Raw genomic sequence first — 24,976 nt, forward strand, 5'->3', positions numbered from 1 at the left:
CGGCGCCGCCGTGCAGGGCGTCGTGTCCCGCACCGTGCGCGACACGGCGGCGATGCTCGACGTCATCGCCGGCGGTGAGCCGGGCGGGCCCTTCGTTCCCGGCGTGCCCGCCACGCCGTTCGTGTCGTGCGTGGACGCGGAGCCCGGGGCCCTGCGCATCGGGGTGCGGGTGCCGTCGGCGATCAACCCGGCACCGCACCGGGAGGCCTTCGCCGCTGTCGAGGCGACGGTGAAGAGCCTGACCGAGCTCGGCCACCACGTCGAGGAGTTGCCGCAGGCGCCGTTCGACGATGCCGAGCTCGCGCGCGACTTCCTGCTCACGTGGTTCGTCTACACCGCGTGGGAGCTCGACGACGCCAAGCGGCGGACGGGCGCCGGTGACGACAAGTTCGAGCGGGACACGCTGATCCTGGCCGCGCTCGGCCGGGCGACGAGCAGTGTCGACTACGTCGCGGCCGTGCAGCGGCGCCACGACCACACCCGCAGGCTGACGACGTACTTCGAGTCCTACGACCTGCTGCTGACACCGTCCCTGGCGACCCCGCCGCCGAAGATCGGCGAGTTCGACCTCCCGGTGGCGGTGCAGAAGGGGGCCGACGTCCTGATCAGGACGCGCACCGCGCGGCTGCTGGGTCTCACCGGGATCGTCGACGACATGGTGGACAAGAACCTCGGCTGGGTGCCGTACACGCAGCTGGCGAATCTCACCGGCAGGCCCGCGATCACGCTGCCGCTGCACTGGACCGCAGACGGCCTGCCGCTCGGCGTGCAGTTCGTCGCGCCGCTCGCCGGTGAGTCCACGCTCATCCAGTTGGCCGCCCAACTCGAGCGGGCGATGCCGTGGGCAGACCGGCTCGCCCCGGTCTGACCGTGCGCGGTCACGCGTGACGCAGCACCAGCAGCTCGCCGGTCAGCGTCCCGTCGCCGAGTAGCCGCCCGATCGTCGCGCTCTGCCGTTCGGCCAGCTGCCAGGCCCGCTCGTGCCCGTGTCGCTCGGTGAGCGCATCGGTCACCGCGTCGACACGCTCGTCCCAGTCACTGGGGATGGCGGGCAGGTCGGCGGTGCTGAGCCGGTGCTCGACCTCGAGTTCCGCATCGGCCACCAGGTCGCGCAGTGCGTCGGGCGTGGGGAAGTGGTTGTCGGGGAGCTGGTCGTTCGCGATGGCGCCGTGGGCGACGAAGGCGAGCAGTCCGATCCGCCCCCCTGGCCGCACCACCCGCCGCAGCTCCTGCAGCAGTGCGAGCTGATCCGGAGTCGTGCAGAGCACGCCGAGCGACCAGGCGGAGTCGGCGCTCCCGTCGGCCACCGGCATCGCCGATCCGAGCGCGCGCAGCACCGGATGGTCGAACAGCCTGCGCGCCGCGCGGCACGCCCCCGCTTCGGGTTCGATCAGCACGGGTCTGACCGAGTGTGTCTGCGCCGCATAGGCGGCGGGGCCACCGACGCCCGCTCCACAGTCCACAAGTAGGTCCCCCGCCGCCAGGCGCATGTGTTCGCAGAGCCAGTCCAGCGCCGCGGGGCTCCCGCTGCCCCGGCAGCCCGCCGGAACGTGGTACTCCGCTCCCAGCTTCACCGCCACCTGCGCCGTCCACTCGGCGACGGTGTCGAATTCGGCCTCCATCGCCTCGCTCACGACAACTCCTCCCGGATTCGGCGGCCGACCTCGGCCTTGATCTCGGCCCCGGTGTGGCCGCCTGCGGCCGACGCCAGGCCCGAGATGTTCACGCCCTCGACGCCGTCGATGGCCAGCAGCGCCCTGGCCTCCGCGACGGCCGCGTCGATCCCGGCCGCGACCGGATCCGCCGCGCCGAGCACCTCTGCGACGACGTCCTGATCGAGGTCGAGTCCGGGCAGGCTCTGCAACACGGACGCGGACATGCTGTCGGTGAACACCGCGACCGCGGCGACCACCGGAATGGACAGTCCCGCCGATCGGGCCGACGCCATGAAGGCGGAGACGTCGGCCGGAAAGGGCACGTGGTTGAGCACCGCGATGCTGGCGCCGGCCCGCTGCTTCTGCACCAGCCGCATCGGCCGCGCGGCGATCGGCGGTGCGGTCGGTGTCTCCGGTACCGCCGCGACGGCGCCCGCCGCTGCCGCCAGCGCGACCAGCCGCGGGCCGTCGAGATCGAAGGTCTGGGTGACCTCGGGCCGCACGTCGTAACCGCGGCCGTCGCCGGTCACACACATCACGGTGGGCACGCCGATGGCGCACAGCCCGCGCAACTCCTGCTCAAGCACCACGCGGTTGCGGTCCCGGCACGACAGGGTGATCCACGGCGTCACCCCGGCGTCGAGCAGCAGCCGGCCCATCAGCGTCGGCGGGAAATCGGGTTTGTTCTGATGCTCGCCGACCAGAACGGCGTCGGATGACGGCGCGAGAATCCCCGCCGTCACGGCGATGTCGGCCTCGTCGAACGGGACGGCGCTGAAGTCGGTGAGCACCAGCGGGGGGCGGGCCGGTCGCGCACTGGGCAGCGGTCCGGACCACGGCACCACATCGCCGAACGCGCACGGACCCGGCCGCATCTCGCACTGACCGTCGGGACGCACACCGCCGCAGGGCCCGAATTCCATCCGCTTGGGACAGTCCGGTTCCATCGACGACATCACCCCCCGCCTGTTCGGTCGTTCGCAGCCATGTACCCGGCCTGCCGCGCGGGCAAGCCTCGGACTCGGCGGGACGGCGCGCGGCGATGATTACCGACCGCGCCGAAGGGTAACTACAGCGGCATGGCTACAGACGACCGGACGGACCTCTCCGACGTGATGATCCCCTCCGAAGAGGTGCATCCTGATCGCAAGGAGCACGCGAAGACGCCCAAGCATCTCGACGACGACGAGTTGGCGCGCCGCACCGAGCACGAGCGTCAGATCGTCGGCGACGACAACTGAGTCGGGCTCACCGCCGCCAGAACAGGTGGTGCGTGACGCCGCTCGGACTGGGCACGATGTCATGGTGGAACCGGTCGTCGAGCTCCTCGGGTGAGCTCCACAGCCGGGTTCCGGCGCCGATCTCCACCTGGGCAACCGCCACGTGCAGGGTGTCGATCAGTCCGGCGTCGAGGAACTGCCGGATGGTGGTCGCCCCGCCACCGAGCCGGACGTCTCTGCCCTGGGCCGCTTCCCTGGCCTTCTCGAGCACCACCGCCGGATCGTCGTCGACGAAGTGGAACGTGGTGTCCGACAGCGCGAACGACGGCCGCACGTGGTGGGTCATCACGAACACCGGGGTGTGGAACGGCGGCTCGTCGCCCCACCAGCCCTGCCACTCGTGGTCGCGCCACGGTCCGCGTTGCGGCCCGAACTTGTTGCGGCCCATGATCTCGGCGCCGATGTTGTGGGCGAAGTCCCGGGTGAAGTAGTCGTCGAGACCGCGACTGCCACCGGGGTCCGTGCGGTTGGGCCAGCTCGCCGTCGCGCCTGCCCAGAACATCATGGCGCCGGGGTCGGCGTCGCCGAACGGGCGCTCGAAGCTCTGGTTCTCACCCGCCCCGAAGCCGTCGCTGGAGACGGTGAAGTTCTGGACTTTGAGCAGCTGGGTCACGCGTTCTCCTCGGATTGCCGGACGGATGCACGGTAGACCTCGGCGGCCGGTGACACTCATCGGTTAACGCTTGGCAGTCGTTTGGGTCACGATGCGGCGCCGGCTCTCCCGCCGCCGGCAGAACCCGTGTTCAATCGGCCGGGCGGCCCGCGCACGGGCGGCGGAAGGTGGCGCCATGCAGGCGGTGGGACCGGCGCTGGTGTGGCTGCTGGTCGCGCTCGCGGTGCTCGCCACCACGCGCACACTCGTCGGCCTGGTGGCAGCCAGACAGAACAAGCGGCGCGCTCGCGGGTTCTTCGTGCTCGGATTCCTGTGTGGCGCGACAGCCACCGCGATGGTGGCGCGCGGGGGCCGCGGCCGTCAGGCGCTCGGCGTCGTCACCCGCCACGTCGTCGCGGCGCGGCGGGCCGGTGTCCTCCGCAGTGCCGACCGCGTTGCGGGCCGGGTGCTCACCGCCCTCGGCGATCCTCGGCAGCGATGCGTTGCCGGAGCGCGGCGGCGCAGAGCGTGAGGTGGTTGCGCTCGGCGATGTTCTGCGCACGGTCGGCCGCCACCACGTAGAGGTCGGCCGCCGTGGACAGGTTGCCCGCCTTCTCGTGCAGGTAGGCGCTCGCCGCGGTGTGTCGCGGCAGGCCCGGGTCCAGGTCGGCGAGCGCGGCGAGCCCCGCGTGCGGTCCGTCCGCCTCTCCCACGGCGACAGCGCGGTTGAGCCGCACCACGGGGCTGTCGGTGAGCGCGACGAGCTCGTCGTACCACTCGACGATCTGCGGCCAGTCGGTCTCGCCGGCGGTGGGCGCGTCGGCGTGCAGGGCCGCGATCGCGGCCTGGGCCTGGTACTCCCCCAGTCGGTCTCGTGCCAGGGCGGCCTGCAGCACGGCCACCCCCTCGGCGATGAGGTCGCGCCGCCACAGGCCGCGATCCTGATCGGCGAGCGGTACCAGGCTGCCGTCGGCCCGGGTCCTGGCGGCGCGCCGGGCGTGGTGGAGGAGGAAGAGCGCGAGCAGTCCGGCGACCTCCGGGTCGTCGGTGGAGCCGGCCAGCTGCCGGGCCAGCCGGATCGCCTCCGCCGCGAGATCCACGTCGCCGCTGTAGCCCTCGTTGAACACCAGATAGAGGACCCGCAGCACGGTGCGCAGGTCGCCGGGGCGGTCGAGCCGGGCGTCGGCGACGGTGCGTTTCGCGCGGCTGATGCGCTGTGCCATCGTCGCTTCCGGCACGAGGTAGGCCTGGGCGATCTGGCGGGTGGTCAGGCCGCCGACGGCGCGCAGCGTGAGCGCGACGGCGGACGCGGCGGTGAGGCTCGGGTGCGCGCACAGGAAGTAGAGCGCCAGCGTGTCGTCGGCGGTTTCGGCCGGCCCGGGTGGCGGCTCCTCGGCCACCCGGGTCTCCCGGTCGCGCCGGGCGACGTCGGATCGGGCGAGGTCGAGGAAGCGGCGCCACGCGGTGGTGATCAGCCAGCCCTTGGGGTCCTCGGGTGGTTGGTCCGCCCACATCTCGAGGCCCTTCATCAGGGCTTCCTGGACGGCGTCCTCGGCGGTGGCGAAGTCCGCGCCGCGGTGCACGAGGACGGCCAGGACCTGGGGGATCAGATCCCTCAGCCGCGCCTCGTCCACCGTGCGCACGACTACTCGGCGGAGCCGGGGGCGGCGGACATGAACGGCCGCACCTCGAGCCACTCGTGGATCGGCCGGCCTCCCGCCCCGGGCGCCGCGGAGAGCTCGCCCGCCAGTTCGACCGCACGCTCGTAGGAGTCGACGTCGATGATCATGAAGCCCGCGATCAGGTCCTTGGTCTCGGCGAACGGCCCGTCGGTCACCGGCGGCTTTCCCTCGCCGTCGGAGCGGACCCAGGCGCCGTCGGCCGCCAGCGCCTGGCTGTCGACGAATTCGCCGCTGTCCTTGAGCCGGTCGGCGAAGTCCTGCATGTACTGCATGTGCGCGTCGATCTCGGCGGGCGTCCACTGGTCCATCGGCACGTCGTTCACCGACGCGGGCGCACCCCGGTAATGCTTGAGGAACAGGTACTTTGCCATGAGTTTCTCCCTTCGACGTGGCGACCCTAGTCGGTCGCTCACCCCTGGGACGGAGCCGTCGGACCGTTCTCGACATCGCGCCGGCGTTGATCCGCCGGCTACGTCGCGAGCAGGGCCGTCACGGCCGACGGGTCCTTGTAGTAGACGTCCAGCGCGATGATCAGACCGTCCGAGACCGTGTAGATCTCCACCAGGTTCATCTCGGTGAATCGGCCGGACGCGCGCGCGGTGAATCGCAGCCGGAACCGGGACACGACGGTGTCGTCGCTCAGGGGCGCACGGTTGATCGGTCCCGGGGTCAGTTCCAGTTTCTCGGTCATGGCCGTCAGGAGGTCCATGAAACCTTGTGGGCCGTGATAGTCCCCGCTGTAGGGCAGGCCGCCTGCCTCGTTGACCACGAGGTCCTCGTGCAACAGCGCGCAGGCTTCGTCCAGCCTGTTCTGGTTCAGTGCGGTGCCGAACCGGCTGACGACAGCCAGGCTGGTACCGGTCACGTCAGCTCCTCGAACTGCGTGACGACGGGTTCGGTCCCGGGACTGACGTACTGCACGATCCGCGGCATGCCCTCGATGAGGCGCAACATCTCCGGTATCGAGTTCGTCACCCACTCGACCGCACCGTGCGCGGCGACGGCCGCCTGATCCCGGTACACCTCGACGGCCACGTAGGTGTCGGGCTCGTCGACGCTCTTGGCGAAGCCGTAGTACGTGACTCCCGGCTCGCGGTCGTTGGACATGGCGGCGACGTCGGTCATCAGGTTCTCGAACGCGGCGGCGTTCTCGGGCGGCACCCGCAGGTGCACGATGAACGTGATCACCGGGTGGGCGCCGGCTCGCCGATGACGTGATGGGAGGTGTTCAGCCGGTTCTGCGCCGCGTCGATCGTGCGTCGGACACCTTCGCGCACCGAGACCTTGTTGGGGCCGAGGAGTTCCACCATCTTCGTGGTGTCGGCCCAGATCGGCCACGCCTTGCTGTTCTCCGTGAAGACGGGCTCCCTGCCGAGGATCTCGCCGGCCATCCGGCAGTACTCCTGCGTCGTCACCGGTTCGGTGCCACCGATGTTGACGACGTTGGCCCCGATCTCGGCGATTCCCGCAGCGGCGATGGTCTTCTCGACGTAGTCGTCCTCGTACAGCGGCGTGTGCACGTTACGGACGCCGGGATAGACGCTGACCGGCTGTCCGCGCATGATCTGGTCGATCCGCTGGGTGACCCCGCCGCCGCGCGGACCGTAGAAGGAGAAGATGCGGACGATGGTCGCGGGCAGTCGGTAATCCGTGCTCAGATGCCTCACCAGGAATTCGGCCGCGATCTTGCTCGCGGCGTAGTTCTCCGCCGACGCGTGCAGCCCGTAGGCGTCGTCCTCCCGCAGCGGACGCTCGCCCTGATAGGCGTACAGCGATCCGGTGCTGCCGTGTACAAAGGCCTCGCAGTCGCGGTAGCGCCGGGCCAGGCGTCCGGTGGCGCCCGCGTTGACCTCATAGGCGTCTGGGTGGGTCGGCGGCAGCACCGCGTAGTTGATCACGACGTCGACCGCTTCGGGCAGCGCCGACAGATCCGGATTCGCGAGGTCGAACGGGATCGGGCGGGCGCCCGCCTGTTCGAGGCTCCGGCTCTGCTCCGGATCGGAGAACCGGGACACCGCGTACACCTCGTTGTTCTTGGCGAGCTCGACGGCGACGGGGAAGGCCACCACCCCGCTGGCTCCGGTGACGAGGACGCGGCGTCCCGAGATCTTGTTCATGTCAGCCTTCTTCGTTCGTCGGAGAACTCGGCATGGCGCGAGAGGTGCGGCGCGCCAGTTTCGCTGCGGCGACGCGTAGTCGGGTGGCGAGGGCGGCCGGCAGGAGTGGGATCGCGACGTCCTCCCGCAGCCGGGTCAAGCGCGAAGATGTGATGCGCCAACGGTTGTCGCACTTCTCGTAGGTCTCGTGGTAGTGGCCGTAGCCGTGCAGGGTCACCATCGGGATGAGGCGAACGACGTCCTTGAGTGCCCACACACCGTGGGCGGTCGTCGCCGATGTCAGCGTGATCTCCGGGGCGTGGACATGGTGCACGGTCGGCTGCGACGGCTTCCCGATGGTTCTACGGGTGTAGGCGACGAACTCGTCGGCGCCCACGGTCTGCCTGCCTCCCGCGCCCGCGATCTCGCTGGTGAAGTCGTCACCCAGCAGGCTCCGCCACGCGACCCAGTCCTTGGCGTCGAGGTATCGGCAGTACCGGGCCTTCAGCAGCTTGATCGCCTCGATGTCCGTCAGTGCCGCGGCATCGTCCACCGTGACCACCGATCCGCACGTCGACTCACTGCGCTCCGCCGCTCGCCGCCACAGTCGCGGCGCTGTCGGCGTCGTAGCTGCCCATGAACTCCATCGGAACGCCGCCCATGGTGCAGAAGAACAGGTCGACGCCGGGCACGTCGCCGAAGAGGACCGTGACGTCGTCGGCCATCGTGCGGGCCCTGTCCTGCACGTTGCGGTAGTCGTCGGTCAGGAAGGACAGTGCGGCCAGCCCTTCCGGCGCCACCTCGCGGAGGTGTGCGGGGACGTCGAGGACCTCGATCAGCCCGGCGTCGCCGCCGCCGAGCATCGTCACCTCGGCGCCGTCGGAGGGGGGCCAGCCCAACGTGGCCTGCAGCACCTCACCGGGAACGTGGAACGCGCCCTGAACCTCCATACCGACCACGTCGGTCAGGAAGCGGATGAAGGTGCCTGCGGCATGGCTGCGCATGACGACGTGGTGGAGCTGATTCGGCAAGGCGAACCTCCCGTGCGAAGAGAGCCGGTCGGAGCGACGGCGCCCTCGCCATGCTAAGCGCCCGCTCAGCGTCATGGTGGGCGTTTCGTCGCACCGATGCGATGCGCTCCGGGTGACTCAGCGTCCGAGCATGGCGCCGACGCTGCCGGCGAATGCCGCGGTGGAGAAGCAGTTCGGCTCGGCGAACTCCTCGAACGCCAACGACTGATGCCAGCTCGTGTCGGCGGCGCCGCGCAGCAGTGACTTGGTCATGGCCACCGCGTGGGCGGGCAGTTGTGCGACGCGGGTGCACCAGTCGTCGGCCGCCTGCAGCAGCTGGTCGTGCTCGACCACCTCCTGCACCAACCCGAGCTCGCGTGCGGTCTGCGCGTCGATGTGTTCGCCGCGCAGGAAGAAGGCCAGCGCCCCCTGGTAGCCGAGCCGGCGGGTGAGCGCCCAGCTGGTGCCCACCTCCGGGATCAGTCCCAGCCGCCCGAAGGCGGGCACCAGCACCGCCCGCTCGCTGGCGATGACGACGTCGCACGTCAGGGCCCAGGCCAGCCCGACGCCCGCGGCAGGCCCGTTGAGCGCCGCGACGAAGATGGTGTCCGATCCCGCGATGGTCCGTGCGACACCGCCGAACTCGCGCCGGATCCACCGCCAGATGTCGGTGGTTCCCTCGTCGGCGTCGAGGTGGTCGATCGCGGTGCGCATCATCTGCAGATCGCCGCCGGCACTGAAGCCGGGGTCGGCGCCGGTCAGCACGACGGTGCGGACGTCGACGTCGTCGGCCAGCGCCACCAGTGCGCGCCGCAGCTGGCGGACCAGCGGTGCCGACAGCACGTTGAGGCGGTCCGGTTCGTCGAGGGTGATCACCGCGCGGTCACCGCGCCGGTCGACGTGCATCCGGGCCGGGGCGGAGGGGTCGTCGCCCTCGGCGAGGATCTTGCGGTACAGCGAGTCTTCCGACATGGAGTTCACTCCTCGGCGTGCTGTCGCAGCGCCGCCCATGCGGCGGCGGCGAACGTCTCGACGGTTCGGCTGGAGATCTTCGCGGCGGTGCCTGCCAGCCAGTACCTGCTGTACTCCTGCGCGGGCCCGAGCCACAGCGCTGAGGTGATCCCGGGCTGCATCGGGCCGAGCACTCCGTAGGCGTGGTGGGGCCGCCACCAGTCACCGACGGCGGAGAAGAACCGGCGGTTGGCGTCCTGCAGTTCGGCGCTGTCGAGCCGATCCCCAAGCAGCAGTGCGGCTTCGGCACGATGGGCGACGACCCAGCGGAGGTGGTGGACGACGCCCGCCCGGATGCCGCCCTCGGCGGTCGGTTGCTTGACGAGCGCCTCGAGGAACCCGTCCTGGTACTCGCGGATCAGCTGCGCGAACACCGCCGCAGCCAGCGCCCGCTTGTCCGGGAAGTGGTGGTAGAGGGCGCCGACGCTGACCTCGGCCTCGCGGCGCACCTCGTCGAGGGTCGGCGACAACGCCCCGTCGGCGGCGAAGCGGCGGCGGGCCGTGGTCAGCAACCGGTTCCTGGCGTCACCACCACCACGCGTCGGCACGAGGATCACTCTAGTGTTACCAAGTAATCCTCTGTCAAGAGATCGGGTTCGACCGCGCGGGTCGTTTCAAAAAGGTTTGTAGACGTTGTCCGGATCGATGACGGCGTAGGACTCGCCGCCGCCGTCCCATCGCATGTAGAAGTGATCCGCCCCCTCACGCGGCGGACATCTCCACGCAGCCCGCGATTCGATCTCGACCAGTGCCGCGCCACATCGCGGACACGTCCCACCGGTGACGCCCACCATGCCGAGGAAATTACTGGCTGATCTTGACTCGGAATGTCTTTTGACACAGGGTGCAGAATTTTAATTTTCAAGCACGGGCGGAAGCGCGCTCAGCGGTCGGTCGCCGACAGCGGGCGACGCTCGACGCCCCGCCCGGTGATCACCTTCGCGCTCACCACGGCGAGCCTGCCCAGTCCGCGGTACGTCGACGGGTTGAACACCGTCGGCCACGTCGTACGCAGGCGGTTCTCGTCGACCGGCCTGCCGTCGAAGCGGTCGCGCAGCCACCGGAGCGCCATCGGGGCGGACAACGGGTGCAGCAGGATGTGCTCGCAGAACTTGTCGCGGTGATAGGTGACATTCGTGCCTCCGGCGGCGTATGTGGCTGCCAGCCGGTCGATGTCGTCGACCGAGATGATGCGGTCGTGCACCGCCTGCACGATCAGCACGGGCATGGTGGGGGCGGCGATGCCGAGTCTGATGTTGTCGAAGACGTGCTGGACCTCGGGCATCTGCAGGATCTCCTCGATCGGATGGTCCAGCATGCCGGCCATGTCCTGCTTCCTCAGCCGCACCACCGCCTGCGCGGTCGTCATCTTCGTGAGTTTCTCGAACAGCGCCTTGCCTTCGGCACTGGCGTGTTCCTCCATGACCCGCTTCAGGTCGGGATAGCTGTGCATCAGGGCGGCGACCACCATCGTCGGCAGGCCGGAGAAGAACTTGCCGTTGAGGCGGTGATAGGTGCTCCCGAGGTCGCCGACGGGTGATCCGAGGACGGCGCCGACGACGTTGAGTTCCGGCGCGTAGCCGTCGTACATCTCGGCGGCCCACGCGGCGGCCAGTCCGCCGCCGGAGTACCCCCACAGGCCGATCGGCGCCGACGCGGAAAGGCCGAGCGGTTCGAAGTTCAGCGCCGCACGCAGACCGTCGAGCACGCAGTAGCCGGGCTCGAAGGGAGCCCCGAACACCCCGTGCGGTCCGCCGTGGTCGGGCACCGACACCGCCCAGCCCTCGGCGAGTGCGGCGACGATCAGCAACAACTCGAACTGCGCCAGCGAGCCCGCGGCCTTGGCCCTCCTACGCAGGGCATAGGACGGGAAACAGCGGCCCGTGACGGCGTCGATCGCGCACTGGTAGGACAGGATCGGGCAGGCCATGTCGGGTGTCCGCTCCGATGGCGTCAGCACCGTGGTGACGGTGGTCGACGCCGCGTCGTCCAGGTCGGTGGTCCGGTAGAGCAGTTGGGTGGCGGTGAAGCGCTGCGGGATCACCCCGAGGAACGCCAACTGCACGTCGCGGGACCGCAGCACCGTGCCGGGTGCGGTCCGCTCGAATCCTGGCGGCGGTTGATAGAACGGGTCGTCACCGGGCAGCACCGGGCGCGCCCCGGCGCGGAGTTCCTCGTGCGGCGCGGACCACTCACCACCATCCTCGGCAAACCCCGGGCGCTCCATCGTCATACGGTATCCCCTCCGAGCGGGCCGCAGTTTGGGATCGGTAGCTGCTGGACACGACTTCACTTGCCGTCATGGCGACGCCGCAGCGGCGCGCACGACGAAAGGAAGCAAACGATGAACATCATCCCCACCCGCGTCCAGGAGCAGGTCGACCGCGTGGAGCGCACCCCCAGCCTGGTGCTCGGCATCTTCGCCGGCATGACCGCGCTGTGGTCGCTCTACCGCGTGTTCTGGCTGCTGTACTCGGCCTCGGTGCTCTCCGGTGTCGGAATCTCGGCGGCGTCGCTGATCTTCTCCGCGGTGATCTGGGTCGCGGTGGGCGTCGGTGCGGCGGTGGTGTCCGCCGCCTTCCTCATCCGGTACTCCAAGCAGGCCTGACCAGGCGCACATCAGAACGGGTCGCTGTTCACACAGCGACCCGTTCTTGCGTTGTACGGCGGCTACTTCTGCGCGGAATCTCCGGAATCGTCCGCCGGAAGTGCCTCGGCGCCGGGCGTGGCCGGTGCGAGCACCTCGTCCTCGGCGGCCTCGGTCGCGGGTGTGGTGGGTTCCTGAGACGTCATTCGCTGCGCTCCTTATCGATGGTCGGTCCGTGCAGCAGTACCCGGTGGGGTCCGCGGGCAATCTCAAGATTGGTGGGGCGCATCCGGGTTCGACGCCAGGGATTGGGTAGTCCTCTACGCGCTGCCCAACTCCACGGGCGGTGGCGACCACAGGGAGAGACAGATGTACCTACACACCCAGCAACTGATCAACGAGATCGCCGTCGACGAGCCCGATCCCGCTGCGGCGAACGCGCTGCAGGAGGGCCTCGGCGGCCAGTTCGGCGAGATGCGCACGATGATGCAGTACCTGTTCCAGAGCATGAACTTCCGTGGCGACGTGACGGCCAAGCCCTACAAGGACCTGCTGCAGGGGGTGGGCACCGAGGAGATCAGCCATGTGGAGCTGATCGGCACCACCATCTCGCGGTTGCTCGACGGCTCACCGGAGTACCAGGGCAAGCCGACCGATCCGGTGGACAAGCCGGGCGCCAAGGGCGCGACGCCGCTGAAGATCGCACTGGACCACAGCAACATCCACCACTACCTGGTCGGCGCCCAGGGCGCGATGCCCGTCGACGCGGCGGGCAACCCCTGGCTGGGGTCCTATGTCTACAACAGCGGCAACCTGGTGCTCGACCTGCTCTACAACCTGATGCTCGAGTCGACCGGGCGGCTGCAGAAGTGCCGCATCTACGAGATGACGGCCAACAAGACGGCGCGCTCGACGATCTCGTACCTCATCGTGCGCGACCAGGCGCACGAGAACGCCTTCGCCAAGGCGCTGGAGAGTCTCGGCGTCAACTGGGGTGCCGTGCTGCCCATCCCGAAGACCAATGCCGAGCAGTTCCCCGAGGTGAAGAAGCTGCTCGACAAGGGCCTGCAGAGCGTCCAGTTCACCTTCGACGCCGACGACGCGAGCCAGGCGGCGAAGCTCTACCGTGGCGCCTCGCCCTCGAACGACGGCACCGAGCTGAGCACCGCCGTGATGCCCGAGGGCTTCCCGATGACCATCGCACCGGAACGCCGCGAGGAGTTCGCGCCGGGCCTGGACAAGGAACTGTTGGCCCTGATCCAGGCGACCGCCGAGGTGGAGATCGACTCGATCGAGAAGTCCTGACGGCTACGGGCGGCTAAGCGTCCGCGCGGGCGAACTGACCGTGTCGGTACTGCTCGACACACGACGCCCGCCGGACCTTGCCGCTCGTGGTGATCGGAATGGCACCGGGGCCCACCAGCACCAGGTCGGCGACGCTGAGTCCGTGCGTGTTCGAAATCGCCGACGCCACCTCGCCCTTTAGCCGGTTGAGGTGATCGGCGACCTCCTCGTCGGTGGCGCCCTTTCGCTTCACCTCCACGATCACCACGAGCTTCTCGGTCTGACTGTCCGGGACCGCGATCGCCGCGCAGCGGCCCCGCGAGATCTCCTGCACCGTGGCCTCGATGTCGTCAGGGGAATGGTTGCGGCCGTAGACGATCAGGAGGTCCTTGATGCGGCCGATGATGAACATCTCGCCGTCGGACAGGAAGCCCGAGTCACCGGTGCGCAGCCACGGGCCCTCCGGCGTACCCGCCGACGGGGTCACGATGGATGCGCCGAACGTCTTGGCGGTCTCCTCCGGCTTCTGCCAGTAGCCCTTCGCGACGTTGTCGCCGTGCACCCAGATCTCACCGACGGTGCCCGCCGGGCACTCGGTGCCGGTGTCGGGATCGACGATGCGCACCATCGGCGACGCCGGCGTCCCGTAGCTGACCAGCGGCGTGCCGGCTTGGTCCGCGCTTCGCTCGGCCTTGCCCGCCGTCAGCTTCTCCGATTCGAACCGCACGATCGACGGCGGCGCGGGGGTGGTGTCGGTCGCCACGTACACGGTCGCCTCGGCGAGCCCGTAGGAGGGCCGGATCACCGCTGGGTCCAGACCAAGGGACGTGAACCGCTGGGTGAACCGCTCCAGGGTGGCCGGGTGAACCCGCTCCGCACCGGTCGCGATGACCAGCACGTCCGAGAGGTCGAGGCCGGCCATGTCCTCGTCCGAGGTCTTGCGCGCCGCCACCTCGAAGGCGAAGTTCGGGCCCGCGGTGTAGGCCCTGGTGTTGCCCGCCGCCAACTGCATCCACCGAGCGGGCCTCTGCAGGAATGACACCGGGCTGGTCAGGACGGCGGGAACGCCCAAGAGGACAGGTGCGCACACGCCGAGGTAGAGACCCATGTCGTGGTAGAACGGCAGCCACGACACCACGGTGGTTCCGGGCGGCGCGGTGTTTCCGAAGGCGTAGAAGTACCCGGCGGCCCACTGCCGGAAGTTCTCGAGGATGTTGCTGTGCGACATCACGACGCCCGCGGGCGTGCGGGTGGAACCGGACGTGTACTGCAGGAATGCGTTGTCCGGGAAGTCCTCCCGGCCTGCGCCGGAACCCATCGATCCGTCGAGGTCCAACGAGTCGATCTCGACCACGGCCGGGGCGGCCCCGTCCGCACCTGGCACGACGTACTCCCCGACGACGCCCGAGACCGCCGAGGTGGTGATCACCACGGCAGGCGACGCGTCGGTCATCACCGAGCTCACCCGCTCGTCGGTGGCACCGCCCATGGGCACCGAGAGCGGGACCGCGATCTGGCCGGCCTGCAGTGCGCCGAGGAAGGCGACGACGTAATCCATTCCCTGCGGCGCGAGGATGACGGCACGATCCCCCTCGGATCCGCATTCCTCGAGGCGGTTGGCGACATTCACTGTGCGCCGGTAGAGCTGCGACCACGTCAGGCTCTCCGCGACGCCGTTCCAGTCCTTGTCGTAATCGACGAAGGTGAACGCTGTGTCATTGGGCTGCAAGCTCGCACGCTCGAGCAGCACGCCGGGGATCGAGGTCTCGGTCACGTGCACAACCTACCGTGAGGACTCTTCCGAACGCGCCGAAATGACGTTTGCTGGCTCACTTGGCACCACCTCTTTCGCGGTGTGACGGGTTCTAGACCGTGCGGGACAGCCGGTTCGCGAGCAGGCCGGCGAATCTCGCCGGGTCGTCGGGCACGTCGCCTTCGGCGAGAAGCGCAGTGCCGTAGAGCAGTTCGGCGGTCTCGCCGAGGGAAGGGTCGTCGGCGCCGCGGCTCTGGTGCGCCTGCTGCAGGCCGGTGACGAGTGCGTGCTTCGGATTGAGTTCGAGGATGCGCTTCCCGACGGGTATCGCCTGTCCGGAAGCCTTGTACATTCGCGCGAGCGCCGGCGTGATGCCGAACGTGTCGGTGATCAGGCAGGCGGGCGACTCGGTGAGGCGCGTCGACAACCGCACCTCCTTGACGTGTTCGGCCAGCGTCTCCTTGAGCCAGGTCAGCAGGTCGGCGAAGTCCCGTTGCTGCTCCTCGCGCTCCTCTTCGTGCGCGGCCTTCTCGTCGTCGGAGTCGAGGTCGACCTCGCCCTTGGCGACCGATTGCAGCGGTTTGCCGTCGAACTCGGGCACCGATCCGACCCACACCTCGTCGACGGGGTCGGTGAGCAGCAGCACCTCGTAGCCCTTGGCCTTGAACGCCTCGAGATGTGGCGACTTCAGCAGTTGCTCCCGTGATTGCCCGGTGGCGTAGAAGATCTGCTTCTGACCGTCCTTCATGCGCTCGACGTACGACGCCAACGTCGTGAGTTCGTCGTCGCTGTGTGTGGAGGCGAACGACGAGATGCGCAACAGCGTGTCCTGGTTGTCGACGTCCGACATCAGGCCCTCTTTGAGGACCGCGCCGAACTGCGTCCACAGGGTGGCGTAGTCCTGCGGTCGCTCCGCCTGCACCGTCTTGATCGTCGAGAGGACCTTCTTGGTCAGCCGTCGACGGATCGCGGTGAGCTGCCGGTCCTGCTGCAGGATCTCGCGGGACACGTTGAGCGACATGTCCTCTGCATCGACCACACCCTTGACGAAGCGCAGGTAGCCGGGGATCAGCTGGTCGCAGTCGGCCATGACGAAGACGCGCTTGACGTACAGCTGCACACCGGTCCTGGCATCCCTGGTGAACAGGTCGAACGGTGCGTGCGAGGGAATGAACAGCAGCGCCTGGTACTCGAAGGTGCCCTCCGCCTTCATCGCGATGACCTCGAGCGGGTCGTCCCAGGCGTGCGCGACGTGCTTGTAGAACTCCTTGTATTCCTCCTCGGGGACCTCGTCTTTCGACTTCGTCCACAGCGCCTTCATCGAGTTGAGGGTCTGCGTCTCGACCGTGGCCTGTTCCTCTGCGCCCTCCTCCGGGGCGGGGGAACGCCGCTCGACCTGCATCCGGATGGGCCAGGCGATGAAGTCGGAGTACTTCTTCACCAGCTCCCGGATCTTCCACTCCGAGGTGTAGTCGTGCAGCTCGTCCTCTGCGTCCTCGGGCTTCAGGTGCAGCGTCACCGACGTGCCCTGCGGGGCATCGTCGACGGATTCGACGGTGTAGGTGCCGTCACCGCTGGACACCCAACGGGTTGCGGCGCCCTCGCCGGCCTTGCGGGTGAGCAGCACGACCTCGTCGGCCACCATGAACGTCGAGTAGAAACCGATGCCGAACTGGCCGATGAGCTCCTCGGATGCGGCGGCGTTCTTGGCCTCACGCAGTTTCCGGCGGACCTCCGCCGTACCCGACTTCGCGAGGGTGCCGATCAGATCGACGACCTCGGCACGCGTCATACCGATGCCGTTGTCCCTGACGGTCAGCAGGCGTTGCTCCTTGTTCACCTCGAGCTCGATGTGGAGGTCAGAGGTGTCGACGTCCAGGTCCTTGTTCCGCAACGATTCCAGACGCAGCTTGTCCAGCGCATCGGAGGAGTTCGAGATCAACTCGCGGAGGAAGGAGTCCTTGTTCGAGTACACCGAGTGGATCATCAGATCCAGCAGTTGGCGCGCTTCCGCCTGGAACTCCAACTGCTCGACGTGTGCGGTCATGTCATTCCGTCCGGCCCTCGATATTTGCGGATTGCCCGAAAGATGATACCGAGCCCGTCTGTCGGCGCCGCACGGCATGGCCGGTTGGCCGGTTTGCTCGGCGGGCGCGTGCAACTGCGCGGAAATAAGCAATTTCTGCAATTCCGCAGAGCCCGCCTCTATCAGCCCCTTGTAGGGACAACGCCGTTCAGCGGCATGTAAGGCAAACAATTCCGCCCGAAGCGGCGACATCGGGCCTGGCACCGCCGGACGACCTTGGCCGGGCACGGGTCCCGCGTCCACGGCGTACCGCGCATCGCCTCCGCGACGTCCGCGTAGGTGCTGCTGCACGGCGTTTCGGGCGGTCCGTGCGCCCATACCCTCACGACGTCACGTCGCGAATGACCGAATCAGCGCCACGCCCTGGGGACACGGATTAAGCTCGCCGGACAGCGAACGTCGATCGAGACGCCGGTACCAGTACCGGGAAATTCAAGATCGTTCCCACCGCCGCCTCGGCCGTGGATTGCGCCGATCGCGAGACAACTCGACGTGCGCGCAATTAACGTTGCTGATCTACTGCTTGCTGACGCACACCGGACCCGCCCGCGAAGAACTCCGGCGATTCCACGGCGGCTACTGTGCCGTTAGTAGCACTGGGGATTCGGCTCGGCCTCCGGCTGGACCGCGGCAACGTTTGCAAGGGGAAGAATGACTACACCCGAGATCGGGCAAGATTTCCTGCCGGAAGCGGATTCGCCCGTATCGGCGCGCCACGGCGGCAGAGGTCCGGTCACCCCGGTGGCCGTGATCGGGATGGCGTGCCGACTCCCAGGTGGCATCGATTCCCCCGAGCGGCTGTGGGAGGCGTTGCTGCGTGGTGACGACCTCGTCACGGAGATCCCGTCCGACCGTTGGGATGCCGACGACTTCTACGACCCTGAGCCCGGGGTGCCGGGTCGCTCTGTGTCGAAATGGGGTGCATTCCTCGACAATGTCGCAGGCTTCGATTCCGAGTTCTTCGGGATGGGCGAGCGCGAAGCGACCGTCAGCGACCCGCAGCACCGGCTGCTGCTCGAAACCTCCTGGGAGGCGATGGAACATGCCGGCCTCGACCGCGAGGCTGTGGCCGACTCACTGACCGGTGTGTATGTGGGACTGACCCACAACGACTATCAGCTGGTGGCCGCTGAGGCCGGCGCCGTCGAGAAGCCGTACGGCTTCATCGCCAACAATCCGAGCCTGGCCTCGGGCCGGATCGCCTACGCCCTCGGCCTGCACGGTCCCGCCCTCACGGTGGACACCGCGTGCTCCTCGGGCCTGGCGGCCGTGCATCTGGCCTGCCGCAGCCTGCACGAGGGCGAGACCGACCTCGCCCTTGCCGGTGGCGTCGCACTGGCGCTGGACCCCCGCAAGTGGGCGGCCGGATCGGCAGAGGGAATGCTCTCCCCCACCGGTCGGTGCCACACGTTCGACGTGGAGGCCGACGGCTTCGTGGCCGGTGAGGGCTGCGCCGTCGTGATGCTCAAACGGCTCTCGGAGGCGCAGCGCGACGGTGACCGGATCCTCGCGGTGATCCGCGGCACCTCCGCCAACCAGGACGGCCGCACGGTCAACATCGCGACACCGTCACGGACCGCTCAGGTCACCGCTTACCGAGATGCGTTGTCCGCCGCCGGGGTCGACTCGAGCAGTGTCGGCATGGTCGAGGCACACGGTACCGGCACCCCGACCGGTGATCCCATCGAATACGCCAGCCTGGCCGAGGTTTACGGCATCGACGGTCCGTGCGCACTGGCGTCCTCGAAGACGAACTTCGGCCACACCCAGTCGGCGTCCGGCGCACTCGGCTTGGTGAAGGCGGTGCTCTCGCTGCAGGGTGGCGTCGTCCCACAGAATCTCCACTTCAACCGGCTGCCGGACGAGATGGCGGAGATCGAGACCAAACTGTTCGTCCCGCAGGCGAACACGCCGTGGCCGACCAATGGCGGAGCACCCCGGCGGGCGGCCGTGTCGGCGTACGGAGTCTCGGGCACCAACGTTCACGCCATCCTCGAGCAGGCCCCCGAAACCGGAGCCGACACAGCACAGCACGGGGGCTCGGACTCATCGGCAACGGCGCCGCTGCTGTTCGCGCTGTCCTCCACATCGGCAGACGAGTTGCGCCGCACCGCAGGCCGGCTCGCCGACTGGGTGACCGCCCATGACGACGTCGAGCTACCCGATCTGGCCTACACACTGGCGCGCCGCCGCGCGCACCGGCCGGTCCGGACCGCCGTCATCGCGAACACCAAGCCCGGACTCGCCCAGGAACTACGCGCGATCGCAGACGGTGACGCCCCGTATCCGGCCGCGGTCGGACGCGACGATCGAGGTCCGGTCTGGGTGTTCTCCGGTCAGGGTTCGCAGTGGGCGGGGATGGGTGCGCAGCTGCTGGCGACCGAACCGGTGTTCGCCGCGACCGTCGCGCAAGCGGAGTCCGTCATCGCCGAGGAGTCGGGATTCTCGGTGACCGAGGCGATGTCGGCGTTGCAGACCGTCACCGGCCAGCACCAGGTGCAACCGACGCTGTTCACGATGCAGGTCGCCATGGCCGCCACCCTGAAGGCACACGGCGTACGCCCGGCCGCGGTGATCGGGCACTCGCTCGGCGAGGCGGCGGCAGCGGTCGTCGCCGGTGCACTCTCACTGGAGGACGGTGCGCGCGTCGTCTGCCGTCGTTCCCGGCTGATGGGCAAGGTCGCGGGCGCCGGCGCCACGGCATCGGTCGAATTGCCGGCCCAGCAGGTGCTTTCCGAACTGATGGCGCGCGGGATCAAGGACGTCGTGGTGGCCGTGGTGTCATCGCCGCAGTCCACGGTCATCGCGGGCGCCGCCGAGAAGGTGCACGAACTCGTCGCTGCCTGGGAGGAGCGCGACGTGATGGCCCGCGAGGTCCCGACCGATGTCGCGTTCCACTCGCCTCAGGTCGACCCGATCCTCGGTGAGCTCAAGGACGCCCTCGGGGATCTGACGCCGATGACTCCCGAGATCCCCTTCTACTCGGCCACCTCCTTCGATCCCCGCGACCAGCCGGCGTTCGACGCCCGCTACTGGGCCGACAACTGCCGTCGCATGGTGCGGTTCGCCACGGCGGTGCAGGCTGCTCTCGAGGACGGTTTCCGCGTCTTCGCCGAGCTCTCGCCGCATCCCCTCCTGGTCCGCGCCCTCAATCAGATCGCCGAGAGCGTGGATGTCCCGCTCGCGGCGCTGGCCGGGATGCGCCGCGAACAAGAGATGCCGCACGGGCTGGTGGGCTTCATGGCGGACATGCACAGCGCGGGGGCGGCAGTCGACTTCTTCGTGCTCTGCCCGGCCGGCCGGCTGGTGGACGCGCCGCTGCCGACGTGGACCCACCGTCAGCACTGGCTGACCGGGCGCGTGCAGGAGTCCTCGACGCACGGCGCCCGCACCGTCTCGGTGCATCCGCTGCTCGGCGAGCACGTCCGTCTGCAGGAGGAACCCGAGCGCCACGTGTGGCAGGGCGAGGTCGGCACCGCCGCGCAGCCCTGGCTCGGCGATCACCAGGTCCGCAATGTGGCTGTGTTGCCCGGCGCGGCGTATTGCGAGATGGCCCTGGCGGCGGCGCGCACGGTCCTCGGTGACGAAGCCGAGGTCCGGGACATGCGCTTCGAGCAGGCGCTGCTGCTGGACGAGGAGACCACGATCGGTGCGGCGGCATCGGTGTCCTCGCCAGGAACCGCCGAGTTCACCGTCGAGACCAACCAGGCGGGCGAGCAGTCACGACAGGCCTCCGCGGTCCTGCAGGTCGCACAGAACGGGCACCCCGCTGCACACGACGTCGCCGCGCTGCTGGCCGCTCATCCGGCACTGGAGGACGGCGACGACGTGCGCCGGCGGATGGACGAGCGCGGGATGCAGTACGGCGAGGCCTTCTCGGGTCTTGTCGTCGTGCACACCGGCGACGAGGCGTCCGACACCGTGCTGGCAGAGGTTGCGCTACCCCGCCAGATCCGCTCGCAACAGGACGCCTACGGGGTGCACCCGGCTCTGCTGGACGCCTGCTTCCAGTCCGTCGAGGCTCATCCGCTGGTTCGCGCCCTCGGCGAGGGGGCGCTGGGGCTGCCCCTGGGAATTCGCTGGCTTCGCGCCTACGGCACCGCCCGCAAAGCCCATTTCTGCTACACCCGGGTGACGAAGGCCGACACCTCCGGAGTCGAGGCGGACATCGACATCCTCGACGAGCACGGCGCCGTCATCCTCGCGGTGCAGGGCCTGGAGCTGGGTACCGGCGCTTCCGAGCACGACCGGCCGGAACGGCTGCTCGCCGAGCGACTCCTGACCGTCGAATGGCGACACCGGGAGCTGCCCGAGGTCGGGGAGTACGCCGACGGCGGCACCTGGCTGCTCATCAGCACCAGTCCGACCGCGGACGTGGTGGCCACCACGCTGACCGACGTGCTCAAGACCCGGGGCGCCGAATGCACCACGATGGCCTGGCCCCAGCAGGGCAGCTTCGGCGACAACGCCGATGAGCTGAAGAACCACCTGCGCAGCGGCGGCCTCAACGGGGTGGTGATCCTCACGGGACCGAACGACGGCCAGTCCGGGGACAGGGCTCCGCAGCTGGGCCGCGACCACGTGCAGCACCTGGTGCGGATCGCGCGCGAGTTGCCCGAGGCGCCAGGGGAGCCACCCCGCCTCTACGTCGTCACCCGCGCCGCGCAGGCGGTGCTGGCCGACGACCAGCTCAACCTGGAGCAGGCCGGCGTGCGCGGCCTGATGAGGGTCATCGGCACCGAACACCCGCACCTTCGCGCAACGCAGATCGACGTCGACGAGACGGCCGACGCCGAGCACCTCGCGCAGCAACTGCTCAGCGGCACCGAAGAAGACGAGACGGCTTGGCGGAACGGCCAGTGGTATGTCGCGCGGTTGACTCCCAGCCCGCTGCTCCCCGAGGAGCGCAAGACGGCCACCACCGACCTCGAGGGCGTCGGGTTGCGCCTGCAGATCCGGACTCCGGGCGACCTCGAGTCGGCGGAACTGGTGACGTGCGACCGGGTCCCGCCGGGACCGGGCCAGATCGAGGTCGCGGTCAACGCGTCCAGCATCAACTTCGCCGACGTGCTCGTGGCGTTCGGCCGCTACCCCGCCTTCGACGGGAAGCTGCCGCAGCTGGGCATCGACTTCGCCGGCGTGGTCACCGCGGTCGGACCGGGAGTGACCGACATGAAGGTCGGCGACCATGTGGGCGGGCTGTCGGCCAACGGCTGCTGGGGCACCTACATCACCTGCGACGCCAACCTGGCGGTGACGCTGCCGGTCGGGCTGGGTGACGTGCAGGCCGCCGCATTGACCATCGCGACCGCCACCGCCTGGTACGGGCTCAACGACATGGCGCGGATCATGGCCGGCGACAAGGTGCTGATCCACTCGGGCACCGGCGGAGTGGGTCAGGCGGCGATCGCCATCGCCCGCGCTGCCGGCGCAGAGATCTACGCGACCGCGGGAAGCGAACAGCGACGACAACTGCTGCGGGACAGGGGGATTGCGCATGTCTACGATTCCCGCAGCACCGACTTCGCCGAGGAGATCCGTCGCGACACCGACGGATACGGCGTCGACATCGTCCTCAATTCCGTCCCGGGGGCCGCGCAGCGCGCAGGACTCGAACTGCTGGCCTTCGGCGGCCGCTTCGTCGAGATCGGCAAGCGTGACATCTACGGCGACACCCGGCTGGGACTGTTCCCGTTCCGCCGCAACCTCTCGTTCTACGCGGTCGACCTGGCACTGATGTCGGTCAGCCATCCCGGTCGGATCCGGGAGCTGCTGAAGACGGTGTATCAGCTCACCGCGGACGGATCCCTGCCGATGCCGGAATGCACTCGCTACCCGCTCGCCGAGACGGCGACGGCGATCCGGGTGATGAGCGGCGCGCAGCACACCGGCAAGCTCGTGCTCGAGATCCCTCACATCGGGCGCAGCCGCGTGGTGGTTCCGGCGGCTCAGGTACCGGTGTTCCGCAGCGACGGTGCGTACGTCATCACCGGAGGCCTCGGCGGGCTCGGCCTGTACCTCGCGGAGAGGATGGCCGCCGCCGGTTGCGGGCGGATCGTGCTGTCGTCGCGGTCGGCGCCCACACCCGATGCGACCGCGGCGATCGAGCGGATGCGCGCGGGCGGCGCCGACGTGGTGGTCGAGTCCGGCGACATCGCCGACCCCGGGACGGCGCAGCGGTTGGTGGACACGGCCACCGCCGGCGGGCTCCCGGTGCGCGGCGTCCTGCATGCGGCGGCGGTGATCGAGGACGCCACGCTGGCCAACATCACCGACGAGCTCCTCGAGCATGACTGGTCTGCAAAGGTGCAGGGCGCGTGGAACATTCACGCCGCGACCCTCGACCAGCCAGTGGACTGGTTCTGCTCGTTCTCCTCAGCCGCCGCCCTGGTGGGCTCGCCCGGGCAGGGCGCTTACGCCGCGGCCAACAGCTGGCTGGACGCGTTCACCCGGTGGCGGCGTGCGCAGGGCCTCCCTGCCATCTCGATCGCCTGGGGCGCATGGGGCGAGATCGGGCAGGGCACCGCGCTGGCGGAGGGCGCCGGAGTGGCCATCGCACCCGAGGAGGGCGCCTACGCGTTCGAGGCGTTGTTGCGCCACGACCGCACCTACACGGGATACGCGCCGATCATGGGCGCACCGTGGCTGGAGGCGTTCGCCGCACACAGCCCCTTCGCCGAAGCGTTCCGCTCGACCGGGCAGAACGGTTCGGGCACCAGCAAGTTCCGCGCCGAGCTCGATGAGCTGCCGGTCGACGAGTGGCCGGTCCGGCTGCGGCGGCTGATCTCCGACCAGGTCAGTCTCATCCTGCGTCGCAGCGTCGACCCCGACCGTCCGCTCGCGGAGTACGGCATGGACTCGCTGGGCGCCCTCGAACTGCGCACCCGCATCGAGAGCGAGACGGGGGTACGGGTGAGTCCCAAGGACATGACCACGACCGTCCGGGACCTGGCGGGAATGTTGCACGACGAGCTGGTGCCGGTGGCTGCCGCGTGATCGGACGGCGACACTCGCGTCCAGCCGGCGCGGGTGTACGCCGCCGGTCCATCCGCAGCACTCGATCAGACGACGGAAGGTCCTTGGTGCCAACAGCCGGTAGCAGAGTCGGAGTCGCTGCATGTGGAGCCTAGTGCTGTTCGCGGCGCTCGTGACCGCGATCAACCCGGTGCGTCTCGGGGTGGTCCTGCTGATGATCTCCCGCCCCCGCCCTCTGCAGAACCTGATCGTCTTCTGGGTGGGTTGCCTGATCATCGGCCTCCCGGCCCTGCTACTCCCCCTGTTGGTGGTCAACCTGACGCCCGCCTTGAAGGCCGAGGTGGACGTACTGGCCGCGCCGGGGCCGAACAGCACCGTCCGCTACATACAGTTGGTGGTTGGCGCGCTCGCACTCACCGTCGCACTGTTCATCGCGTTGCGCCCCCTGATGCGCAAGCGCGCCCGTCCGCCGAGAGCACGGCACCGGGCGGAGGGTTCGGTCCAGAGTTTCAGCACCTCTCCGCTGGCTCTTGAATCCGACGACTCCTCGGTGTCCACGCTGACACGTCGCACCAGGGTCGCTTCAGCGGAGCGCGAGTCCTGGTGGCAGCGGCTGGTCGCGCGCGTCCGCAGGCTCTGGGAGGGTGACTCCCTATGGGTGGCCCTGGTGATGGGTCTGGGTACCGGGCCGCCGGCCGACGGGATGTTGATCGTGATAACGGCGATCCTCGGTGCGGGAGTCGCACTCAGCACCCAACTGATCGCGGGAACCGCGTACGTGCTCGGGACGCTCACCGTCATCGAGATCATGCTGCTGAGTTACGTGGTCACCCCGACGAAGACCGAGGTCTTCCTGCGCTGGCTGCACGACTGGACGCGCGCGCACTGGCGCCCCCTGATCGTGACCATCTTCGGGATCATCGGAGTCCTCATGCTGGCGACCGGCGCACAGATCCTCGGCTGAT

The 24,976-nt window shown here is 69.0% G+C and carries 24 protein-coding genes; 7 read left to right on the forward strand and 17 right to left on the reverse strand.

The window, feature by feature from the left end; translation table 11 throughout:
* The coding region (locus Q2100_RS08080; protein ID WP_302913591.1) for an amidase at positions 1-868 on the forward strand (868 nt) is incomplete at its 5' end.
* Between the two features lie 10 nt (positions 869-878).
* Here the strand turns inward: Q2100_RS08080 and Q2100_RS08085 are convergent.
* Both Q2100_RS08085 and Q2100_RS08090 read right to left on the reverse strand, forming a co-directional pair.
* A complete protein-coding gene (locus Q2100_RS08085; protein WP_302913592.1) occupies positions 879-1,634 on the reverse strand; it encodes a class I SAM-dependent methyltransferase in 756 nt (251 codons plus the stop codon).
* A complete protein-coding gene (locus tag Q2100_RS08090) occupies positions 1,631-2,602 on the reverse strand; it encodes a methylenetetrahydrofolate reductase (protein WP_407667596.1) in 972 nt (323 codons plus the stop codon). The genes Q2100_RS08085 and Q2100_RS08090 overlap by 4 nt, the downstream gene beginning before the upstream one ends.
* Before the next feature lie 132 nt (positions 2,603-2,734).
* Between Q2100_RS08090 and Q2100_RS08095 the strand changes: the two genes are divergently transcribed.
* Entirely contained in the window at positions 2,735-2,896 is a 162-nt protein-coding gene (locus tag Q2100_RS08095) for a hypothetical protein (RefSeq protein ID WP_302913594.1), read from the forward strand.
* 7 nt (positions 2,897-2,903) lie between these two features.
* Here Q2100_RS08095 and Q2100_RS08100 read toward each other — a convergent pair whose 3' ends face one another.
* A complete protein-coding gene (locus tag Q2100_RS08100; protein WP_302913595.1) occupies positions 2,904-3,548 on the reverse strand; it encodes a dihydrofolate reductase family protein in 645 nt (214 codons plus the stop codon).
* 175 nt (positions 3,549-3,723) lie between these two features.
* Here Q2100_RS08100 and Q2100_RS08105 point away from each other — a divergent pair, with 175 nt between their 5' ends.
* Complete coding sequence (locus Q2100_RS08105; protein ID WP_302913596.1) at positions 3,724-4,059, forward strand: hypothetical protein; 336 nt, start codon at positions 3,724-3,726, stop codon at positions 4,057-4,059.
* On the opposite strand, the gene Q2100_RS08110 is transcribed toward Q2100_RS08105, so the two are convergent.
* From Q2100_RS08110 to Q2100_RS08155, 11 genes are all read right to left on the reverse strand, one after another.
* On the reverse strand, positions 3,998-5,161 hold the full coding sequence (locus Q2100_RS08110; RefSeq protein WP_302913609.1) for an RNA polymerase sigma factor: 1,164 nt from the start codon (positions 5,159-5,161) through the stop codon (positions 3,998-4,000). The genes Q2100_RS08105 and Q2100_RS08110 overlap by 62 nt on opposite strands.
* A gap of 11 nt (positions 5,162-5,172) precedes the next feature.
* Positions 5,173-5,580: a YciI family protein gene (locus Q2100_RS08115; protein WP_302913597.1), complete on the reverse strand. Its 408-nt coding sequence runs from the start codon at positions 5,578-5,580 to the stop codon at positions 5,173-5,175.
* Between the two features lie 98 nt (positions 5,581-5,678).
* Entirely contained in the window at positions 5,679-6,074 is a 396-nt protein-coding gene (locus Q2100_RS08120; protein WP_302913598.1) for a nuclear transport factor 2 family protein, read from the reverse strand.
* On the reverse strand, positions 6,071-6,397 hold the full coding sequence (locus Q2100_RS08125) for a putative quinol monooxygenase (RefSeq protein WP_264013706.1): 327 nt from the start codon (positions 6,395-6,397) through the stop codon (positions 6,071-6,073). Before Q2100_RS08125 ends, Q2100_RS08120 begins: the two co-directional genes overlap by 4 nt.
* Complete coding sequence (locus Q2100_RS08130; protein ID WP_302913599.1) at positions 6,394-7,326, reverse strand: NAD-dependent epimerase/dehydratase family protein; 933 nt, start codon at positions 7,324-7,326, stop codon at positions 6,394-6,396. The genes Q2100_RS08125 and Q2100_RS08130 overlap by 4 nt, the downstream gene beginning before the upstream one ends.
* Before the next feature lies 1 nt (position 7,327).
* Positions 7,328-7,858 (reverse strand): nuclear transport factor 2 family protein, encoded by a 531-nt coding sequence (locus Q2100_RS08135; protein ID WP_302913610.1) that lies wholly within the window; start codon positions 7,856-7,858, stop codon positions 7,328-7,330.
* 25 nt (positions 7,859-7,883) lie between these two features.
* Positions 7,884-8,336: a VOC family protein gene (locus Q2100_RS08140; RefSeq protein ID WP_302913600.1), complete on the reverse strand. Its 453-nt coding sequence runs from the start codon at positions 8,334-8,336 to the stop codon at positions 7,884-7,886.
* A gap of 117 nt (positions 8,337-8,453) precedes the next feature.
* Positions 8,454-9,287 carry an enoyl-CoA hydratase/isomerase family protein gene (locus Q2100_RS08145; RefSeq protein WP_302913601.1) on the reverse strand — a complete coding sequence of 278 codons (834 nt, stop codon included), beginning with the start codon at positions 9,285-9,287 and terminating at the stop codon, positions 8,454-8,456.
* Between the two features lie 5 nt (positions 9,288-9,292).
* Positions 9,293-9,874, reverse strand: a complete 582-nt coding sequence (locus tag Q2100_RS08150) for a TetR/AcrR family transcriptional regulator (protein WP_302913602.1) — start codon at positions 9,872-9,874, stop codon at positions 9,293-9,295.
* Between the two features lie 66 nt (positions 9,875-9,940).
* Positions 9,941-10,120 (reverse strand): hypothetical protein, encoded by a 180-nt coding sequence (locus tag Q2100_RS31835; RefSeq protein WP_264013701.1) that lies wholly within the window; start codon positions 10,118-10,120, stop codon positions 9,941-9,943.
* A gap of 89 nt (positions 10,121-10,209) precedes the next feature.
* Positions 10,210-11,553 carry a lipase family protein gene (locus Q2100_RS08155; protein ID WP_302913603.1) on the reverse strand — a complete coding sequence of 448 codons (1,344 nt, stop codon included), beginning with the start codon at positions 11,551-11,553 and terminating at the stop codon, positions 10,210-10,212.
* Positions 11,554-11,670: 117 nt separating this feature from the next.
* On the opposite strand from Q2100_RS08155, the gene Q2100_RS08160 reads away from it, so the two are divergent.
* The gene (locus Q2100_RS08160) at positions 11,671-11,934 is read left to right on the forward strand and encodes a hypothetical protein (RefSeq protein ID WP_302913604.1); all 264 of its coding nucleotides are present in this window, start codon (positions 11,671-11,673) and stop codon (positions 11,932-11,934) included.
* A gap of 62 nt (positions 11,935-11,996) precedes the next feature.
* Here the strand turns inward: Q2100_RS08160 and Q2100_RS08165 are convergent, their stop codons facing one another.
* Positions 11,997-12,119, reverse strand: a complete 123-nt coding sequence (locus Q2100_RS08165) for a hypothetical protein (RefSeq protein ID WP_302913605.1) — start codon at positions 12,117-12,119, stop codon at positions 11,997-11,999.
* Positions 12,120-12,282: 163 nt separating this feature from the next.
* Between Q2100_RS08165 and Q2100_RS08170 the strand changes: the two genes are divergently transcribed.
* Positions 12,283-13,218 (forward strand): manganese catalase family protein, encoded by a 936-nt coding sequence (locus tag Q2100_RS08170; protein WP_264013697.1) that lies wholly within the window; start codon positions 12,283-12,285, stop codon positions 13,216-13,218.
* A 13-nt stretch (positions 13,219-13,231) separates the two neighbouring features.
* On the opposite strand, the gene Q2100_RS08175 is transcribed toward Q2100_RS08170, so the two are convergent.
* Both Q2100_RS08175 and htpG read right to left on the reverse strand, forming a co-directional pair.
* Positions 13,232-14,971: an AMP-binding protein gene (locus tag Q2100_RS08175; protein ID WP_302913606.1), complete on the reverse strand. Its 1,740-nt coding sequence runs from the start codon at positions 14,969-14,971 to the stop codon at positions 13,232-13,234.
* A 91-nt stretch (positions 14,972-15,062) separates the two neighbouring features.
* Positions 15,063-16,997 (reverse strand): molecular chaperone HtpG, encoded by a 1,935-nt coding sequence (gene htpG, locus Q2100_RS08180; RefSeq protein WP_264013695.1) that lies wholly within the window; start codon positions 16,995-16,997, stop codon positions 15,063-15,065.
* Between the two features lie 690 nt (positions 16,998-17,687).
* Between htpG and pks2 the strand changes: the two genes are divergently transcribed.
* Both pks2 and Q2100_RS08190 read left to right on the forward strand, forming a co-directional pair.
* The gene (gene pks2 / locus Q2100_RS08185; RefSeq protein ID WP_302913607.1) at positions 17,688-24,032 is read left to right on the forward strand and encodes a sulfolipid-1 biosynthesis phthioceranic/hydroxyphthioceranic acid synthase; all 6,345 of its coding nucleotides are present in this window, start codon (positions 17,688-17,690) and stop codon (positions 24,030-24,032) included.
* 121 nt (positions 24,033-24,153) lie between these two features.
* The gene (locus Q2100_RS08190) at positions 24,154-24,975 is read left to right on the forward strand and encodes a GAP family protein (protein WP_264013693.1); all 822 of its coding nucleotides are present in this window, start codon (positions 24,154-24,156) and stop codon (positions 24,973-24,975) included.
* The last annotated feature ends 1 nt before the right edge of the window (position 24,976 follow it).

The sequence above is a fragment of the Mycolicibacterium arseniciresistens genome (assembly GCF_030519285.1).
Taxonomy (GTDB): Bacteria; Actinomycetota; Actinomycetes; order Mycobacteriales; family Mycobacteriaceae; genus Mycobacterium; species Mycobacterium arseniciresistens.

Excerpts from the sequence above, each read along its gene's own strand:
- Q2100_RS08090 (WP_407667596.1), bottom strand. The coding sequence starts at position 2,602 with ATGGAACCGGACTGTCCCAAGCGGATGGAATTCGGGCCCTGCGGCGGT.
- Q2100_RS08095 (WP_302913594.1), top strand. The coding sequence starts at position 2,735 with ATGGCTACAGACGACCGGACGGACCTCTCCGACGTGATGATCCCCTCC.
- Q2100_RS08105 (WP_302913596.1), top strand. The coding sequence starts at position 3,724 with ATGCAGGCGGTGGGACCGGCGCTGGTGTGGCTGCTGGTCGCGCTCGCG.
- Q2100_RS08115 (WP_302913597.1), bottom strand. The coding sequence starts at position 5,580 with ATGGCAAAGTACCTGTTCCTCAAGCATTACCGGGGTGCGCCCGCGTCG.
- Q2100_RS08130 (WP_302913599.1), bottom strand. The coding sequence starts at position 7,326 with ATGAACAAGATCTCGGGACGCCGCGTCCTCGTCACCGGAGCCAGCGGG.
- Q2100_RS08145 (WP_302913601.1), bottom strand. The coding sequence starts at position 9,287 with ATGTCGGAAGACTCGCTGTACCGCAAGATCCTCGCCGAGGGCGACGAC.
- Q2100_RS31835 (WP_264013701.1), bottom strand. The coding sequence starts at position 10,120 with ATGGTGGGCGTCACCGGTGGGACGTGTCCGCGATGTGGCGCGGCACTG.
- Q2100_RS08155 (WP_302913603.1), bottom strand. The coding sequence starts at position 11,553 with ATGGAGCGCCCGGGGTTTGCCGAGGATGGTGGTGAGTGGTCCGCGCCG.
- Q2100_RS08160 (WP_302913604.1), top strand. The coding sequence starts at position 11,671 with ATGAACATCATCCCCACCCGCGTCCAGGAGCAGGTCGACCGCGTGGAG.
- Q2100_RS08165 (WP_302913605.1), bottom strand. The coding sequence starts at position 12,119 with ATGACGTCTCAGGAACCCACCACACCCGCGACCGAGGCCGCCGAGGAC.
- Q2100_RS08170 (WP_264013697.1), top strand. The coding sequence starts at position 12,283 with ATGTACCTACACACCCAGCAACTGATCAACGAGATCGCCGTCGACGAG.
- htpG (WP_264013695.1), bottom strand. The coding sequence starts at position 16,997 with ATGACCGCACACGTCGAGCAGTTGGAGTTCCAGGCGGAAGCGCGCCAA.
- pks2 (WP_302913607.1), top strand. The coding sequence starts at position 17,688 with ATGACTACACCCGAGATCGGGCAAGATTTCCTGCCGGAAGCGGATTCG.
- Q2100_RS08190 (WP_264013693.1), top strand. The coding sequence starts at position 24,154 with ATGTGGAGCCTAGTGCTGTTCGCGGCGCTCGTGACCGCGATCAACCCG.